Consider the following 14740-nt stretch of genomic DNA (forward strand, 5'->3'; position numbering starts at 1 on the left):
ACCCCGTTCGAGGAAAAAACAGGTTTGACAACGGAAAGCTACACCGAAAGGGGAAATAGAGCCGCCCCCTGCAGAAACGGGGGCGGGCGCTGCGGGGGGGGGGGGGGGGGGGGGCCCCCCCCCCCCCCCCGCGGCTCATCTCAGTTCGCCGGCTCGGCCGGCAGCGTGCGCGCGGTGAAGCCGGAGGTGGCCGACTTGCGCAGGCTCGTGGTGGTGCCCGAGACCTGCGTCCGCTCGTACACCCGGGTGGCGTCGTTGGCGTTCCGGAAGACGATCATCCAGGTCTGCCCGCTCGAGTTGCTGAACGGAATCACCGTCGGGTCGGTGGCCGCCGGGTCGGACGTGTCCGGGTTGAGGCGCTGCCACGTGCCCCACGTGCCCGAGCCCTGGGTGGTCTCGAACACCAGGTAGATCTCGCCGTCCGCGCCCCGGGCGACGACGGCCATCCGGCCCAGCACCGGGTCGAGGATGGCCGCCGGCGGACCGGCCGCCGAGAACGTGCCGACCGCGTCCCAGACGCCGGGGAAGACGCCCGCCGCGTCCTGCCGCTGGGTCACGATCTGCCCGTCCGCCGTGCGCGCGAAGATCCGCAGGCTCGGACCGGGCACCGCCACGATCGACGGCGTTCCCGTGCCGCCGGCGCCCAGGCTGGTCCAGGCCGTGAGCGTGCCGGCCCGGTAGGTGGCGGTCCGCAGCGTCCCGGCCGAGTCGGCGACCACGAGCAGGGCCGAGCCGTTCGAGGTGGCCAGCACGTACGGGTCGCCGGTCATCCCGGTGCCGCCGCCGGCGAGCGGGCGCCACGGCAGCAGGTCACCGGCGCTGCCGTCCTGCGACCGGTACCAGAGCTGACCGTCGGCGTCGAGGGCGAAGGCCGCCAGCGTACCGTCGGAAAGCTTGACCAGAGCGGGAGCGGACCGCATGGCGCCACCCAGCGACACGCCCGCCTGCCAGGTGGTGCTCGGCGACGCCGCCCGGGTGAACGACCAGATGTCGCCGTTGGCGTTGTGGATCAGGGCCTGCAGGTTGTTCTGCCCGTTCGCGACCATCGCGGGCCGTCCGGTGAAGGCCTGATCCGTGGGGATCGTGGTCCACTGCGCCGAGCTGAAAACATCGGGATTCGACTGGTACGCGTGACGCAGCCGCCCGATGTTGTCGGCGTGCAGGTACTCGACCGGCCCGACGGCCGCCGTCCCGGCCGGGCCCTGCACCACGGTGCTCGGGCTGTACTGGGCCACCGGCGTGGCGGTCGAGGCGGGCACGTGCCGGTCGGTGAGGCGGCACGTGTTGGTGAAGGCGAACGCGTTGGCGAACGTCTGCCAGCCGTTGTCGAGGTCGCGGGCCAGCAGCGGCCAGGTGTTCGTGTCCTCCCGGTAGCGGTAATGGAAGATGTCGCCGTCGGCCTGGATGCCGAACAGCGTGTCGCCGCCGACCGAGAACAGGCCCTTGGTGAAGCCGTTCCAGCCGGTGCCGACGTGGGTGCCGGTCGTCAGCCAGCGCTGGCTGTTCGGCTCGAACCGGTAGCGGTAGAGATCGCCGGCGGGCGTGCGGGCGAAGAGCACGCCGGGACCGGCGGCGACGATGAGGTCGTACTTGTCCCAGCCGTTGTCGAGCACGCGGGCGTTGATGGTGAACTGGCGGGTGCTCTCGTCGTACCGGTACCAGCGGAGCTTGCCGTTGCCGTCGACCAGGTAGATGTCGCCGATCTCGTCAATGGTGATCTTGTTGCGGAAGGCGGCCGTGGCGTACTGGGTGAAGCCCGTGCTCAGCTGGAACCGCTGGCTGCCGTTCACCGTGTCCCAGCCCGAGCCGTTGTAGCGGTAGCGCCAGACCCCGGTCGAGTTGATGCCGTAGACGCGGCCGTCCGGGCCGCCGAGCACGCGGCCGTACGTGTTCCAGCCGGCGCCGATGTCGGCCCGGGTGCCGAGCTTGCTGGTCGCCGTCCCCGGCGTGGTGAACGGGTATTTCCAGAGCTTGCCGCCGGTCTCGGCGGCGAGCAGGGTCGCGTTGCCGGTGCAGGCGAACGTGTCGGCCGCCTGGGCCGGCTGGGCGACGGCGAGCAGCAGGGGCGTCGCCGTCAGGGCGACCGCCAGCCCGGTGAAGGCGCGGCGCCATCGGGCCGCGTACGAGTTCATCGAGGGGTGTCCTTTCGCAATGCGTGGGGTGGCCCGGGGCAGGAGGTGCCCGGGTGAACCCGTGAAATGCGCATGCGAGATCCCCGTGACATGCCAGTCCTCCCCGTGTCGCTGGCAAGCACCACGAGGCTAGACGGTCGGCCGCGAAATCGACAGGCCTGGATCGAATTCCCGGCGGACGAACTGCTCGAACGTCGTCGGTGGACGGCCCAGCAGCCAGGTGAGCACGTTCGGGTTGCCGACGAAGTCGTGGCTGCTGTAGCGGGAGGTGATGGCGCGCAGCACCCGCACCTGGTGGGTGACCTCCCGCGGGTCGGCGTCACCGACCCAGGCCTTCAGGTAGGTGTCGGCGTCGATCTCGCGGACCTCGATCGGCCGGCCGAGCACGCGGGAGATGATCTCCCCCAGCTCGTACGCGGTGAAGCGTCCCGGCCCCACCAGCTCATAGGTGGCTCCGGTGTGCGCCGGGCCGTCCTCCAGCACCAGGCGGGCCACGTCGGTCACGTCGTGCAGGTCCACCATCGACTGGCGGCGCGTCAGCGACCAGGACAGCTCGAACACGCCGCGCTCGAGAACGGGCCGGAGCTTGAGCGGGAGCATGTAGTTCGCCGGCTGGAGGATCGTGAACTCGAGCCCGGACGAGAGCAGGTGCTCCTCGACGTCCCGCTTGATCTCGTGCTGGACGAGGTCGGTGGTGATCGCGTGCAGCACCGAGCTGAAGACGAAGTGCCCGACCCCCTCGGCCCGCGCGGCGTCGACGAAGGCGAGGCCCATCTCGCGCTCGCGGGGGTGGATGGTCGGCCCGACGTGGTAGACCTTCGTGACCCCGCGGATCGCCGCGGCCAGCGTGTCCGGTTCGGCTAGGTCGCCGGCGACCACATCGGTGACGCCCAGCGCGCGCAGCCGGGCGGCCGACGACTCCGAGCGCACGCAGGCCCGCACCGGCAGGCCGGCGGCGAGCAGCTTGGGTACCAGCAACCGGCCCTGGTTGCCGTGGGCCGCGGTGACGAGGATCAACGCTCGCCGCCGATCCAGACGCCGCGAACCGCCTTGGTGGCGGCGATGTCGCGGGTCGGGTCGCCGTCGACGAGCACGAGGTCGGCCCGGCGCCCGGCGGCGATCACGCCCCGGTCGTGCAGCCCGAACGTCTCGGCCGTCAGCACGGTCGCCGCCCGCAGCGCCTCGACCGGGGTGAGCCCGGCGCCGACGAGCCGGCCGAGCTCGTCGTGCAGGGACGGCCCGTGCGGGACCTGATAGGGCGCGTTCGGCTCGTCATTGGCGTCGGTGCCGGCCAGCACGACCTTCCCGGCGCGGTGGAAGGCGGCCACGGTCGCGACGGCGTGCCGGTAGCGCATCCGCAGCGCGGGGACGAACAGCGACATCAGCCGGACCGGCGGGCGCCCGCCGATCGCCCGGGCGACGCCGTCCATCATGCCCAGCGTCGGGATGATGGCGACCGGCCGCTCCGGGAGCCGGATGCCCTCCGCCTCGGCGGTCAGCGCGGTGTGGGTGACCACGTCGACGCCGGCGGCCAGGGCGGTGTGCATCGTGCCGGCGCTGACCACGTGCGCGACCGTGATCAGGCCGGCGTCCCGGGCCGCGGTGACGATCGCCGCGACCGTCTCCGGGCTCAGCGGCTTCGTGCCGGGGAACCGGGGATCCTCCACAATGATCTTGATGTAGTCGGACCCGTCGGCGACCCGGTCGGCGACGAAGCGGGCCGCGTCGTCCGGGCCGGCGACCGCCGACGAGGCCGGATGGCCCATCCTGGTGACGAACATCGAGCCCGGCCCGCTCGCCGGGCGCCCGGCGGACAGCAGCGCCGGCAGCCCGGGCTGGTGCTTCAGGGCCATCGTGGCCTCGAACGCCGGCGCCGCCATGTCGAGCACGGTGGTGATGCCGCAGGACGCCATCGCCGCCAGCTCCGAGCGCCGCTGGACGTGGGCGTGGGCGTCGATCAGGCCGGGGAGCAGGGTGGCGCCGCCGCCGTCCACGACGTCGGCACCGGCCGGCTCCGGGCCGTCGACGATCCGGCCGTCCGCGAACGCCACGCTCGTGCGGCCGGTGAGCTCCCGGCCGTCGAAGACGCGGACGTCGCGGATGACCGTCGGGCGGCTCATCCGGCGGGCCGGGTCCGGCGCTCGTACGCCGCCCGCACGCCGGGAAGCAGCGCCGACGCGGCGGCGAAGTCGGCGTGGGCGGCACGCAGGTTGAGGATGTTGGCGCCGCGCAGGTCGGCCGGCACGTCGGCGCCGCGGGCGGCGACCAGCGCGTGGAAATGCGGCCAGTTCTCGCCGAAGACCATCAGGTACGTGGTCGGCGCCGCGGTGACCTCGGTGACGGCGGCGACGAGATCCTGGGCGCGCCGCCCGAACGAGGCCAGCTCGGCCGGGTCGAGCCCGGTGATGCGCTCGGCGTGGCGGCGGGCGCGCAGGATGAACCAGCCCGGCACGTCGTACCCGGCGACGATCTGCGCCGCCCAGTGCTCGTCCCGGAACACGGTCGCGCCCGGGTCGGCGTCCTCCAGCTCGCACATGAGGCAGCCGGGCTCGCTCATCACGTCCCTCACTCGAACACTTCGACGTGCGCGCCGGCCGGGACGTCGTCGTTGACCCGGGCGGTGTCGTCGGCCCGCCGCCAGATCTCGTAGCCGTTCTCGCGGCAGATCTTCCCGTCCCGGCACTGGAACGCGTGCAGCAGCCGGATGCTGACCCGGGTGCCGACCGGGTAGGGGCAGTTGCGGAAGCCGTCGCCGGTGATCGTCCACTCGAAGATGCTGTCGTCGAAGACCCACTCCTCGGTCGCGAACCGGTAGAGGTTGGTGATCTTGTGGATGTTCATCGACCCGAAGATGGCGAGGTACTCCTGCTTCACGTCCTCCCGGTCGCGCAGCACGAGCCCGCGGGCCGGCACCTCCCAGACGATGTCGTCGGTGTACTCGGCGATCGCCTTGTCGATGGTCTCGGGGGTCTCGTTGTGGAAGTGGGACTCGACCGCGGCGAGGTTGCGGGCGATGAGCTCGTCGCGGGACAGGGCGCTCTCCGTAGCCATGGGTGCTGCTCCGATCTGAGATGGGGTCCCCGAAGGGCCGTGAACGTAACAAATATATGTGATAACAGCAACGGTTCAGACGAGGTCGAGAGCGGCTCGCACGATGCTGTCGGCGTCGACGCCGTGCCGCCGGTACACCGCGTCGAGCTCGCCGGACTGGCCGAACTCGCTGACCCCCAGATGCCGGGCCGGCACCCGGTGCGTGCCGGCCAGGAAGGCCAGCGTGTGCGGGTGGCCGTCGAGCACGGTGACCATCGGCGCGGCCCGGGCCGCGGGGAACGCGGCGTCGACGATCCAGGACTCGGCGACACCGTGCCCCGCGCGCGCCTGCACGGCCCGGAAGAGCAGGCCGGGGCTGGTCACGCAGACCACGTCGGCGGCGGCGCCGAGCGCGGCGAGCCGGTCGGCGGCGGCCAGAGCCTCGGGCAGCAACGCGCCCATGGCGGCAATGGTCACCGCCGGCCGGCTTGGGGCCCGGCGCAGCAGGTAGGCGCCCGCGACCGCCTGCCGGCGCCGGTGTTCCCGCGCCGCCGGGTCGGCCGGCACCGCGGCCAGCGCCTGGTCGACCGGCCGCGACGACAGGCGCAGGTAGGCCGAGGCGCCGCCGGGCCGGCCGAGGCGGGCCAGCGAGGCGAGCAGGGTCCACTCCAGGTCGATGGTGAAGGCCGGTTCGTACGCGACGCACCCGGGCTGCTCGAGGCCGATCGACGGCGTCTTCACCGACTGGTGCGCCCCGCCCTCGGCCGCCAGCGTGACGCCGGCCGGGGTGCCGACCAGGATCGACTGCCCGCCCGCGTAGATGCCGAACGACCACGGTTCGAGCGCCCGCTCGACGAACGGGTCGTAGAGCACGCCGATCGGCAGCAGCGGCCGGCCCCAGCGGCTCCAGGTGGCGCCCAGCTCGCCCAGCAGCCCGACCAGGTTGACCTCGGCGATGCCGAGCTCGATGTGCTGGCCCGTCGGCCGCTCCCGCCAGTGCAGGATGGTCTCGGGGTCGTCGTCGAACCAGTCGCGGCGGTCGTCGGCCGACCACACGCCGACCTTGTTGATCCAGCCGCCGAGGTTGGTCGACGACGCGACGTCGGGGGCCGCGGTCACCACCCGCCGCGCCACCTCCGGCGCCCGCCGGGTCAGGTCCAGCAGCGCGCGGCCGAGCCCGGCCTGGGTCGACGCGGTTCCGGCCGGGGTGCGGCCGAGGTCGGCCGGCACGTCCGGGGCGGACCAGGGCACAGCGGGCGTACGCCGCAGGCGCTCGGCCGCCTCGGAGCAGAGCCGCCCGGCCGGGGAGTCGGCGCCGAACCGGGCCCAGGGCGCGTCGAGCGACATGCCGACCCGGTCGGCGAGCAGCCGCATCTGGGGCTCGGTCAGCATCGACGAGTGGTTCTGCGGGTGGCCCTCGGTCGCCAGGCCGTAGCCCTTCACGGTGTACGCGAAGATCACCGTCGGCCGGCTGTCGTCGATCGCCGCCAGCGTCTCGCTCAATGTCCGCAGATCGTGGCCGCCGAGGTTGCGGAACGCGGCGGCCAGCGTCGCGTCGTCCAGCTCGTCCAGCAAAGCCCGCAGCGCGGGGGCGCCGTCCTCGCCGGGCAGCCGCCGGCGCAGCTCGCCGGGCGCGCACCGCAGCAGCCGCTGGAACTCGGCGTTCGACATCTCGTCGATCCGGGCCCGCAGCGCCTCGCCGCCGGGCCGCTCGAAGAGCGCGCCGAGCAGCCGCCCGTACTTCGCGGTCAGCACCTGCCAGCCCGCGGCCTCGAACATGGCCCGCAGCCGGCCGGCGGCGATCTGCGGCACGACCCGGTCGAGGGACTGGCGGTTGAGGTCGACGATCCAGCAGACCTCGCCGAGCCCGGCGACCATCGGGTCGAGGATCGCCTCCCAGCACGCGCCCTCGTCCAGCTCGGCGTCGCCGACCAGCGAGTACTGCCGGCCGGTGCCGGCGTCGCCGCCGACGTAGCGGCGGGCCAGGGCGCCCCAGATCGGGGCGGTGGCGCCGATGCCCACCGACCCGGTCGAGTAGTCCACCGGGTCCGGGTCCTTGACCCGGCTCGGATAGCTCTGCAGGCCGCCAAACGAGCGCAGGGTGGTCAGGTAGCGCTCGTCCAGGGCGCCGAGCAGGTAGTTGATCGCGTGCAGGACCGGCGAGGCGTGCGGCTTCACCGACACGCGGTCGGCCGGTTCGAGGTGCTCGAACCAGAGCGCCGTCATGATCGTCGCCATCGAGGCGCTCGACGCCTGGTGACCGCCGACCTTGAGCCCGCCCGGGTTGGGCCGGACCCGGTTGGCGTGATCGACCATCGCGGTCGCCAGCCACAGCACGCGCTGCTCGATCTCGCGGAGCACCGCCCAGCGGCCGCCATCATGGCCGTCCTCGTCGCCGTTATCACATATCACGGTAGTATCGTCGCGGACCGCCGCGACCCGCGCAAGGGCCGGGAGCGTCCGTGTCGATATAGTTGATGCCGTTCAACGCCCTGAGCAGGAGGCGGAGTGTCCGTGGAGCGCGCCGGCGCGGCTGTCCGCCCGATCGAGGACCGATCCGTCGCCGAGCAGGTGATGTCCGAGCTGCGCCGATCGATCCTGGCCGGCGACATGGAGCCGGGCCGCGAGTTCTCGCTGCGCGAGGTGGCCGAGATGCTGCAGGTCAGCATCATTCCCGTCCGCGAGGCGCTGCGCAGCCTGGAGAGCCAGGGCCTGGTGCAGATGCGCCCCGGCCGCAGCGCCGTGGTCGCGCCGCTCGATCTCGACGAGCTGCAGGGCATCTACCGCCTGCGCCGGCGGCTCGAGCCCGAGATCGCCCAGCGCTCGTGCCGGCTGCTGACCGCCGCCGACCTCGACCGGCTCCAGCACGACGCCACCGACTTCGGCGACGAGAACCGCACGATCCACGAGATCTACGAGGCCCACCACCAGTTCCACCTGGCCCTGCTGGCGCCCGCCGCGACCAGCTGGGACCTGCGCATCCTCATCACCCTGTGGCGGGCCGCCGAGCGCTACATCCGCATCGGCTTCGGCCGGCTCGACCCCGACCCGCACGAGCACTGGCGTCGCGAGAAGGCCCACCAGGAGCTGCTCGACGCCTTCCGGCAGCGCGACCCCGAGGTGGTGGCCGCCGCCGTGCACCAGCACCTCGCGCACAACGAGCAGATCGCGCTGCTCGCCCTGAAGGACCAGCCGCAGAACCCGCTTCCCCCCAAGCGCACCCGCCGCCGGACCGGCCCGCCCGCACCCGCCGCCTGAGCACCTGCCGGACCGGCCCGCCCGCACCCGCCGCCTGAGCACCCGCCGCCGCCCACCGCGCCCAGCCGCACCCGACCCACCCCTGCCCCGCACTCCCCTCCCGCCCTTCGCCGCCCCGGCCTATTGCTGTTATCACATATACGGTCTACGGTTCCGCTAGCCCGCCCCGCCGGATCGGAGGCGGTTCAGCGGGAGGCTCCGCATGCGCATCTACAACCTCGACGGCCGGCTCGCGCTCGGCGCCGGGGACGGCGGCGCCGTCGACGTCGAGAAGGCCAGCGACGGCCGGTTCGCCGCCGACGTCCAGGCCGTCTACGCCCGCTGGGACGAGTTCGCCGCCTGGGCCGCGGCGTTCGACGGACCGGCCACGCTGACCGTCGACGAGGACCGGCTCGGCCCGCCGGTGCCGCGCCCGCCGCAGGTCTTCGGCATCGGGCTCAACTACCGCGACCACGCCGCCGAGTCGGGCCTGGCGCTGCCGCCGCAGCCGATGGTCTTCACCAAGTTCCCGGCCTCGATCACCGGGCCGTACGGGCCGATCACCCGCCCGCCCGGCTCGGTCGACTTCGAGGCCGAGCTCGTGGCCGTGATCGGCCGCCGCGCCGAGCACGTGACCGAGGCCCGCGCCTGGGCGCACGTCGCCGGTCTGACCGCCGGCCAGGACCTCTCCGAGCGGGAGCTGCAGTTCGCCGGTTCCGCGCCGCAGCAGTTCAACCTGGGCAAGTCCTTCACCGGCTTCGCGCCGATCGGGCCCGCCCTGGTGACCGCCGACGAGTTCGCCGACCCCGACGACGTGGGCCTCGGCTGCGCCGTCAACGGCCGCACGATGCAGGACGGCCGCACCCGGGACATGATCTTCTCGCTGCCGCGGCTGATCGCGTACCTCTCCTCGATCGTGCCCCTGCTGCCCGGAGACCTGATCTTCACCGGCACGCCGAGCGGCATCGGCTGGGCGCGCGACCCCAAGGTGCTGCTGCAGATCGGCGACGAGCTCGTCACCCGCATCGACGGCATCGGCGAGATGCGCCACCACTTCGTCGCACCCCGTTCCGCCCACCAGAGCTAGGAGTCCCGATGGCCGACGACCCGCAGTCCCTCCTCGAACTCACCGTCGACGGGCTGACCATCTCCGCCCGCACCGCCGGTCCGGCCACCGCGCCGCGCCGGCCGCTGATCGCCGCCCTGCCCGGCGGCACGTACAACGGCAAGTACTTCGCCATAGCCGGGTCGGGCCGCGGGTCGTTCCTCGACACCGCGGCGAGCGCCGGGTACCGGGTGGTCGCCTTCGACCGGCCCGGGTACGGCGGAAGCACCGCGCTCGACCCCGCGGAGAACACCTTCGACCGGCACGCCGAGCTGCTCGACGCGGCGATCGCCGGCGCCGCCGAGCACTTCGACGCCGATCAGGTCTTCCTGGTCGGGCACTCGATCGGCGGCATGATCGCCATGATGATCGCCGCGGACGGGCCGTCGTTCCCGCTGATCGGGCTCTCGGTGACCGGCATGGGCGCGGTCATCAACAGCAACGGCGCGGCCGAGGCCCTCGCGAGCCTGCCCGCCGACGCCACCATCGACCTGCCGTACGAGGAACGCGACAAGGTCATGTTCGGTCCCGAGGGCACGTTCGCCTCCGAGGCGGTCGCCGCCGCCCACGAGTCGTACGCTCCGGTTCCGGTCCGCGAGCTGATCCAGGCGCCGCGATGGCCCGTCGAGCGCCTGCCCGGTCTGGCATCGTCGGTGACCGTGCCCGTCCACAACGCGCTCGCCGAGTTCGACATGCTCTGGGACAGCTCCCCGGCCAACGTCGAGCGCTTCGCCGCCATGCTCACCGGCGCGCCGTTCGTCGACGCCTCCGTCGCCCGCGGCACCGGGCACAGCATCGACCACCACCGGCTCGGGCACGCGCTGCACCTGCGCCAGCTCGCGTTCGCCGAGGAGTGCGCCGCCTGGGCGGAACGGCCGTAGGTGCTTCCCGACCACGTACCGGTGCTGATCGCCGGCGGCGGCCCGGTCGGCCTGGCCGCCGCCGTCGAGCTCGGCCGGCGCGGCATCCGCTGCCTCGTCGTCGAGCCGCGCACCACCGTCTCCCACGCCCGCCCGCGCTGCAAGACGGTCAACGTCCGGTCGATGGAGCACCTGCGCCGGTGGGGCATCGCCGACCGGCTGCGGTCCCGCGCCCCGCTGCCCGTCTCGTGGTCGCAGGACGTGGTGTTCTGCACCTCGCTGGCGGGCCGCGAGCTGTCCCGCTTCACCGGCGTCCTCGGCCTGAGCGCCGAGGGCGACCGGTTCCCGGAGCTCGGCCAGCAGGCGCCGCAGTACGTCCTCGAGGAGGTGCTGCGCGAGGCCGTCACCGAGCTGCCGGCGTGCCACCTGGCCACCGGCTACCAGGTCACGGGCGTCGAGCAGGACGACAACCGGGTCCGGGCGACCGTCACCGGCGCGGACGGCACGTCGTCGGTCGTCGAGGCCGAGTACCTGATCGGGGCGGACGGCCCGCGCAGCCTCGTACGCGCGGAGATCGGCGCCGGATACGTGGGCGGCCGGGCATTGCGCCCCAACTTCGGCATGGTCTTCGAGGCGCCCGGGCTCGCGGCGCACGTCCGGCACGGCCCGGCCGTGCACTACTGGGTCATCAACCCGCACGCCCCCGCGCTCGCCGGCCCGATCGACCGCACCGGCACCTGGTGGCTGATCGCCTTCGGCGTGGACCGGGAGTCCGGCGAGGCGAACGCCCGTGCCCTCATCGACGCCGCTGCCGGCCGGCCCGTCGACGCCCGGGTGCTCTCCACCGACCCGTGGACGGCGCGCATGCAGATCGTGGACCGGATGCGCGCCGGGCGGGTCTTCCTGGCCGGCGACGCCGCGCACCTGAACCCGCCGTTCGGCGGCCACGGCCTCAACACCGGCCTCGGCGACGCCGTCGACCTCGGCTGGAAGCTCGCGGCGGTCCTCGACGGCTGGGGTGGCCCGGCGCTGCTCGACAGCTACGAGACCGAACGCCGCCCGGTCCAGGAGCGGGTGATCCGCGAGGCGACCGCCAACATGGCCGTGCTCTCCACCGAGCTGCTCGCCGACAACCTCGAGGCCGCCGACCTCGCCGGCGAGCGGGCCCGGCAGGCCGCGCACCGCCGCATCCAGGAGACGAAGAAGGCCGAGTTCCACTCGCTGGAGCTGGTGCTGGACGTCGAGCTGACCGGCGGCGCGATCGACCACGGCGGCGGCGCGCGGCTGCCGCACGCCTGGCTCGGCGCGGGCCGCTCGATCTACGACGAGCTCGGCCCGGCCTTCACCCTGCTGATCCTGGACGGCGCCGGCGGCGGCGGAATCCCGGACGCCGCCCGCAACCTAACAACGCCCCTCGCGGTGCTCGACCTGCGCGCGCGCCGCCTTCGCGACCGGTACCGGGCGAACCTCGTGCTGGTCCGCCCCGACCAGCACATCGCCTGGCGCGGCGACGCGCCGCCAAGCGATCCGGCCGCGCTGCTGGACCGGGTCCGCGGCGCTTCGCCCCGGCCTCGGTGACGCGCAGAAGCGCGGGTCACCGGGCCGCAGCTCGCCCCGGCCGTCGATGTAGAGGCGGTCGGCCGGATGCCGCTCGATCAGGTCGCTCCGGCGCCAGTTCTCGATGCGGCCCATCCATTCGCTGTGGTCGAGCGTGGCGATCAGGACGGTCAGCCGGCACCGGATGGTCGCGCGGTTCTGCGCGGGCAGGATGATGTGCACGGCGACCACGAGCTTGTCCAGGTCGTTGTCCCGGGTCAGCTCGACCAGATCGCTGGCCGTGCGGATGCCGAGCTCCCGCAGCGCGCGGCGCACCCCCGGGCCGCCGGACTCGTCGGTGTTGAGATACATGGCCAGGATCGCCTGATCCACCCAGTCGACCAGCCGCGCCGCCGGGATCCGGGTCTTGAAGAACAGGTCGAGCAGGTCGTGGTGGGCCAGCGCCTCGACCGAGGTGATGCCCTCCTCCCAGAGCCGGGTGCGCTCGTAGAGGTCGATGCCCTCGAGCTCGGTGAGCTGCTGCTGCCGGTCCTGGTTGAGGACGGCGCCGAGCTTGGGCAGGGCCTTCTCCCAGAGCAGGTGCAGCACCCGGTCGGGCACGAAGCCCGCGGCGAACGCGAGCAGATACAGCGGCTTGGAGTTCGCGCTGGCGCCGGTCGTTCCCTCGATGAGCCAGGCGAGAACGACGACGACAAGCACCCGTACGGCAATCGTGGTGTAGGTCTTGGGGCGCAGGTCCGCCCGTACGTAGCCCTGCCAGACCAGCTGCAACGCGAAGAAGTAGGCGCCCAGGAAGGCGAAAGTGATCATGGATTGGTCGGGGTCGAGCAGCGCGACGAACGACAACGCCGGCCCGACGTCGATGTGGTCGCCGGCCTTGAGCAGGATCAGCAGCCAGCCGAACGCGAGCACGAGGGTGGCCAGGATGATCGGTGAACGGCGCCCGCGGGTGAGCCGGCCCCGGCCGTCGCCGAGTCCGCCGTACGCCTCCTCCAATTGTTTTCCGTATTTGGCGTAGACGTCGGAGGTCGTGGCCACCGCCGGGTCGAGCCGGAAGACGTTCTGGATCCACCGGTCGCGCAGGGTGCCGAGACGTTCGGCGTCGAACTGGAAGTACATGAGGGCCGGCAGCAGCGTGGCGACGGCGATGAACGTCAGCTGCATGAACCGCCCGATGAGCACCAGCGGCTGATCCATGTCGATGTGGAAGCCGTCCGGCCAGATCGAGATCACGTTGTTCAGGTCGGTGGCGAAGTAGAGAACGGTGACCGGCATCAGCAGGCCGACCAGCACGACCATCGCCATCGTGGCGTTGTACCAGGTGCGGCGGCGCGCCTGACGGCCCGCGCGGCGGCGGGACGGCCGGATCACCAGCAGCAGGAAGGCCAGCGCCGCGCCGATGCCCAGGGCCGTGCCGATCCGCAGCCACCACCACGTCGGCAACGGCCAGAACGAGGCCAGCCACAGGAACGCGACGACGAGGGTGACGCGTACGCAGGTGGACAGGAGGCCGTCGCCGACCGGGACCGCGCCGTGTTGCCCGATCTCCACCTGGCGCCGGTCCTCGAGCCGCCGCAGGTCCGGAAAGGACTCCCGGGGATCGCCGGTGCGCCACGTCCGCTCCTCGAGCGGGGCGAGGACGAAGACCCGCCCGCGATGCTCGAGCCAGATGGGGCGCGGCGTCTTGTTGCGCACCCACCAGGGCGGCGGCTTGGGCGGGACGGCCGGTTTCTTCTTCTCGACAGCCGGGGCTTCCACGTGGTGATAGCCGTTGGTGGGCTTGCTCTCCCAAACGATGGTCATGGCGGGTCCCCCTGTTGGATTGCCGATTACGGTCGTCGCCGCCCATCGGTCGTGTCCAAGGCCTGGTGTTCCGGCCTACGAGAGGAAGAGGACGGGATCGGCGCCCTGATACGTCAACCGCGACCGAAACACCTCCAGCGCTGGAGGTCCTACTCTGGAGCCACACGTCGGCGCGCCGGAGCGGAGGCCGAGATGGGCGACGACAACCTTTCGCCGGTGCTGGTCAACGTCGCCGCCGACGCGCGGCCGGCCACCCGCGAACGCATCGCGAACAGCCCCGAGACCCGCGAGTTCCTCGAGATCGGGTTGCTCCTGCTGCGCGACGACCTCCTTGATCACCGCGGGCCGGACCTCCAGGACGACCACGACAGCGGCACCTGCCTGTTCGCCGGGGTGTCGCAAGCCCGACTGATCGAACGGGCGCAGCGGGAGGGCGCACACGACGCGCGGCCGAAGATGCTGACCGTCGGCATGTTCCGCGATCGCTGGCGATACAAGAGCCGCTACACCGAGGACCTGATCTCCTACCTCTTCCGCCCGGCGATCATCGACGCGTACATGCGGGATCTGCGCGAGGTCGCCGGGAAGCTGGCCAAGGACGTCCCCTACCCGGAGCTGATCCGCCGGCTGGCCGACCAGGTCATGGCCACCACGGTGCGGGACCCGCTGTGGAGCATGCAGAACATCATCTGGGTGGCGTTGCCCAATCACCCGCGCATCCAGACCTTCATGCGGACCGGGTACGAGCGGTGGATCGCTCACTGGGCCGCGCTCTATCAAGAACTGGCGGCCGCGTACGGGCTGAAGCTCCGCCCCCGCTACACCTGGCTCGACGTGGCCGAGCTGTTCGACGCCGTCGCCGGCGGCACCCGCGTCCGCGCCCGCGCGATCGGCGCCCCCGCGCCCCTTTCCACCGGAGACAACGTCCTGGTCGGCGCCATCCAGGCAATGCTGCCCGAGTTGTTCCTCAACGCCTCGGGGGCAGTTTTTCGCTCGCAGTGAACGCCGGAAGAGGA

General features: G+C 72.6%; 11 protein-coding genes. 5 read left to right on the plus strand and 6 right to left on the minus strand.

Annotation, left to right across the window (positions count from 1 at the left end; translation table 11 throughout):
* Positions 1–140: 140 nt before the first annotated feature.
* The 6 genes from ACZ6TB_RS04215 to ACZ6TB_RS04240 form a co-directional block, all read right to left on the minus strand.
* The gene (locus tag ACZ6TB_RS04215; protein ID WP_465550423.1) at positions 141–2132 is read right to left on the minus strand and encodes a tachylectin-related carbohydrate-binding protein; all 1992 of its coding nucleotides are present in this window, start codon (positions 2130–2132) and stop codon (positions 141–143) included.
* A gap of 129 nt (positions 2133–2261) precedes the next feature.
* On the minus strand, positions 2262–3149 hold the full coding sequence (locus ACZ6TB_RS04220; protein ID WP_465550425.1) for an SDR family oxidoreductase: 888 nt from the start codon (positions 3147–3149) through the stop codon (positions 2262–2264).
* On the minus strand, positions 3146–4252 hold the full coding sequence (locus ACZ6TB_RS04225; RefSeq protein ID WP_465550427.1) for an amidohydrolase family protein: 1107 nt from the start codon (positions 4250–4252) through the stop codon (positions 3146–3148). Before ACZ6TB_RS04225 ends, ACZ6TB_RS04220 begins: the two co-directional genes overlap by 4 nt.
* Positions 4249–4701: a hypothetical protein gene (locus ACZ6TB_RS04230; protein ID WP_465550429.1), complete on the minus strand. Its 453-nt coding sequence runs from the start codon at positions 4699–4701 to the stop codon at positions 4249–4251. Before ACZ6TB_RS04230 ends, ACZ6TB_RS04225 begins: the two co-directional genes overlap by 4 nt.
* Complete coding sequence (locus ACZ6TB_RS04235; RefSeq protein ID WP_465550431.1) at positions 4698–5183, minus strand: nuclear transport factor 2 family protein; 486 nt, start codon at positions 5181–5183, stop codon at positions 4698–4700. The genes ACZ6TB_RS04230 and ACZ6TB_RS04235 overlap by 4 nt, the downstream gene beginning before the upstream one ends.
* 75 nt (positions 5184–5258) lie before the next feature.
* Complete coding sequence (locus tag ACZ6TB_RS04240; RefSeq protein ID WP_465550433.1) at positions 5259–7574, minus strand: transketolase-like TK C-terminal-containing protein; 2316 nt, start codon at positions 7572–7574, stop codon at positions 5259–5261.
* 96 nt (positions 7575–7670) lie between these two features.
* On the opposite strand from ACZ6TB_RS04240, the gene ACZ6TB_RS04245 reads away from it, so the two are divergent.
* The 5 genes from ACZ6TB_RS04245 to ACZ6TB_RS04265 all read left to right on the plus strand — a co-directional run bounded on the left by ACZ6TB_RS04245 (position 7671) and on the right by ACZ6TB_RS04265 (position 14726).
* Positions 7671–8420 carry a GntR family transcriptional regulator gene (locus ACZ6TB_RS04245; RefSeq protein ID WP_465550435.1) on the plus strand — a complete coding sequence of 250 codons (750 nt, stop codon included), beginning with the start codon at positions 7671–7673 and terminating at the stop codon, positions 8418–8420.
* A gap of 202 nt (positions 8421–8622) precedes the next feature.
* Positions 8623–9486: a fumarylacetoacetate hydrolase family protein gene (locus tag ACZ6TB_RS04250; protein WP_465550437.1), complete on the plus strand. Its 864-nt coding sequence runs from the start codon at positions 8623–8625 to the stop codon at positions 9484–9486.
* 8 nt (positions 9487–9494) lie between these two features.
* The gene (locus tag ACZ6TB_RS04255) at positions 9495–10385 is read left to right on the plus strand and encodes an alpha/beta fold hydrolase (RefSeq protein WP_465550439.1); all 891 of its coding nucleotides are present in this window, start codon (positions 9495–9497) and stop codon (positions 10383–10385) included.
* Positions 10386–11942 carry an FAD-dependent monooxygenase gene (locus tag ACZ6TB_RS04260; protein WP_465550441.1) on the plus strand — a complete coding sequence of 519 codons (1557 nt, stop codon included), beginning with the start codon at positions 10386–10388 and terminating at the stop codon, positions 11940–11942.
* 1974 nt (positions 11943–13916) lie between these two features.
* A complete protein-coding gene (locus tag ACZ6TB_RS04265; RefSeq protein ID WP_465550443.1) occupies positions 13917–14726 on the plus strand; it encodes a hypothetical protein in 810 nt (269 codons plus the stop codon).
* Positions 14727–14740: the final 14 nt, after the last annotated feature.

Source organism: Actinoplanes sp. NPDC051537 (genome assembly GCF_055586105.1).

Excerpts from the sequence above, each read along its gene's own strand:
- ACZ6TB_RS04250 (WP_465550437.1), top strand. The coding sequence starts at position 8,623 with ATGCGCATCTACAACCTCGACGGCCGGCTCGCGCTCGGCGCCGGGGAC.
- ACZ6TB_RS04265 (WP_465550443.1), top strand. The coding sequence starts at position 13,917 with ATGGGCGACGACAACCTTTCGCCGGTGCTGGTCAACGTCGCCGCCGAC.
- ACZ6TB_RS04235 (WP_465550431.1), bottom strand. The coding sequence starts at position 5,183 with ATGGCTACGGAGAGCGCCCTGTCCCGCGACGAGCTCATCGCCCGCAAC.
- ACZ6TB_RS04255 (WP_465550439.1), top strand. The coding sequence starts at position 9,495 with ATGGCCGACGACCCGCAGTCCCTCCTCGAACTCACCGTCGACGGGCTG.
- ACZ6TB_RS04215 (WP_465550423.1), bottom strand. The coding sequence starts at position 2,132 with ATGAACTCGTACGCGGCCCGATGGCGCCGCGCCTTCACCGGGCTGGCG.
- ACZ6TB_RS04225 (WP_465550427.1), bottom strand. The coding sequence starts at position 4,252 with ATGAGCCGCCCGACGGTCATCCGCGACGTCCGCGTCTTCGACGGCCGG.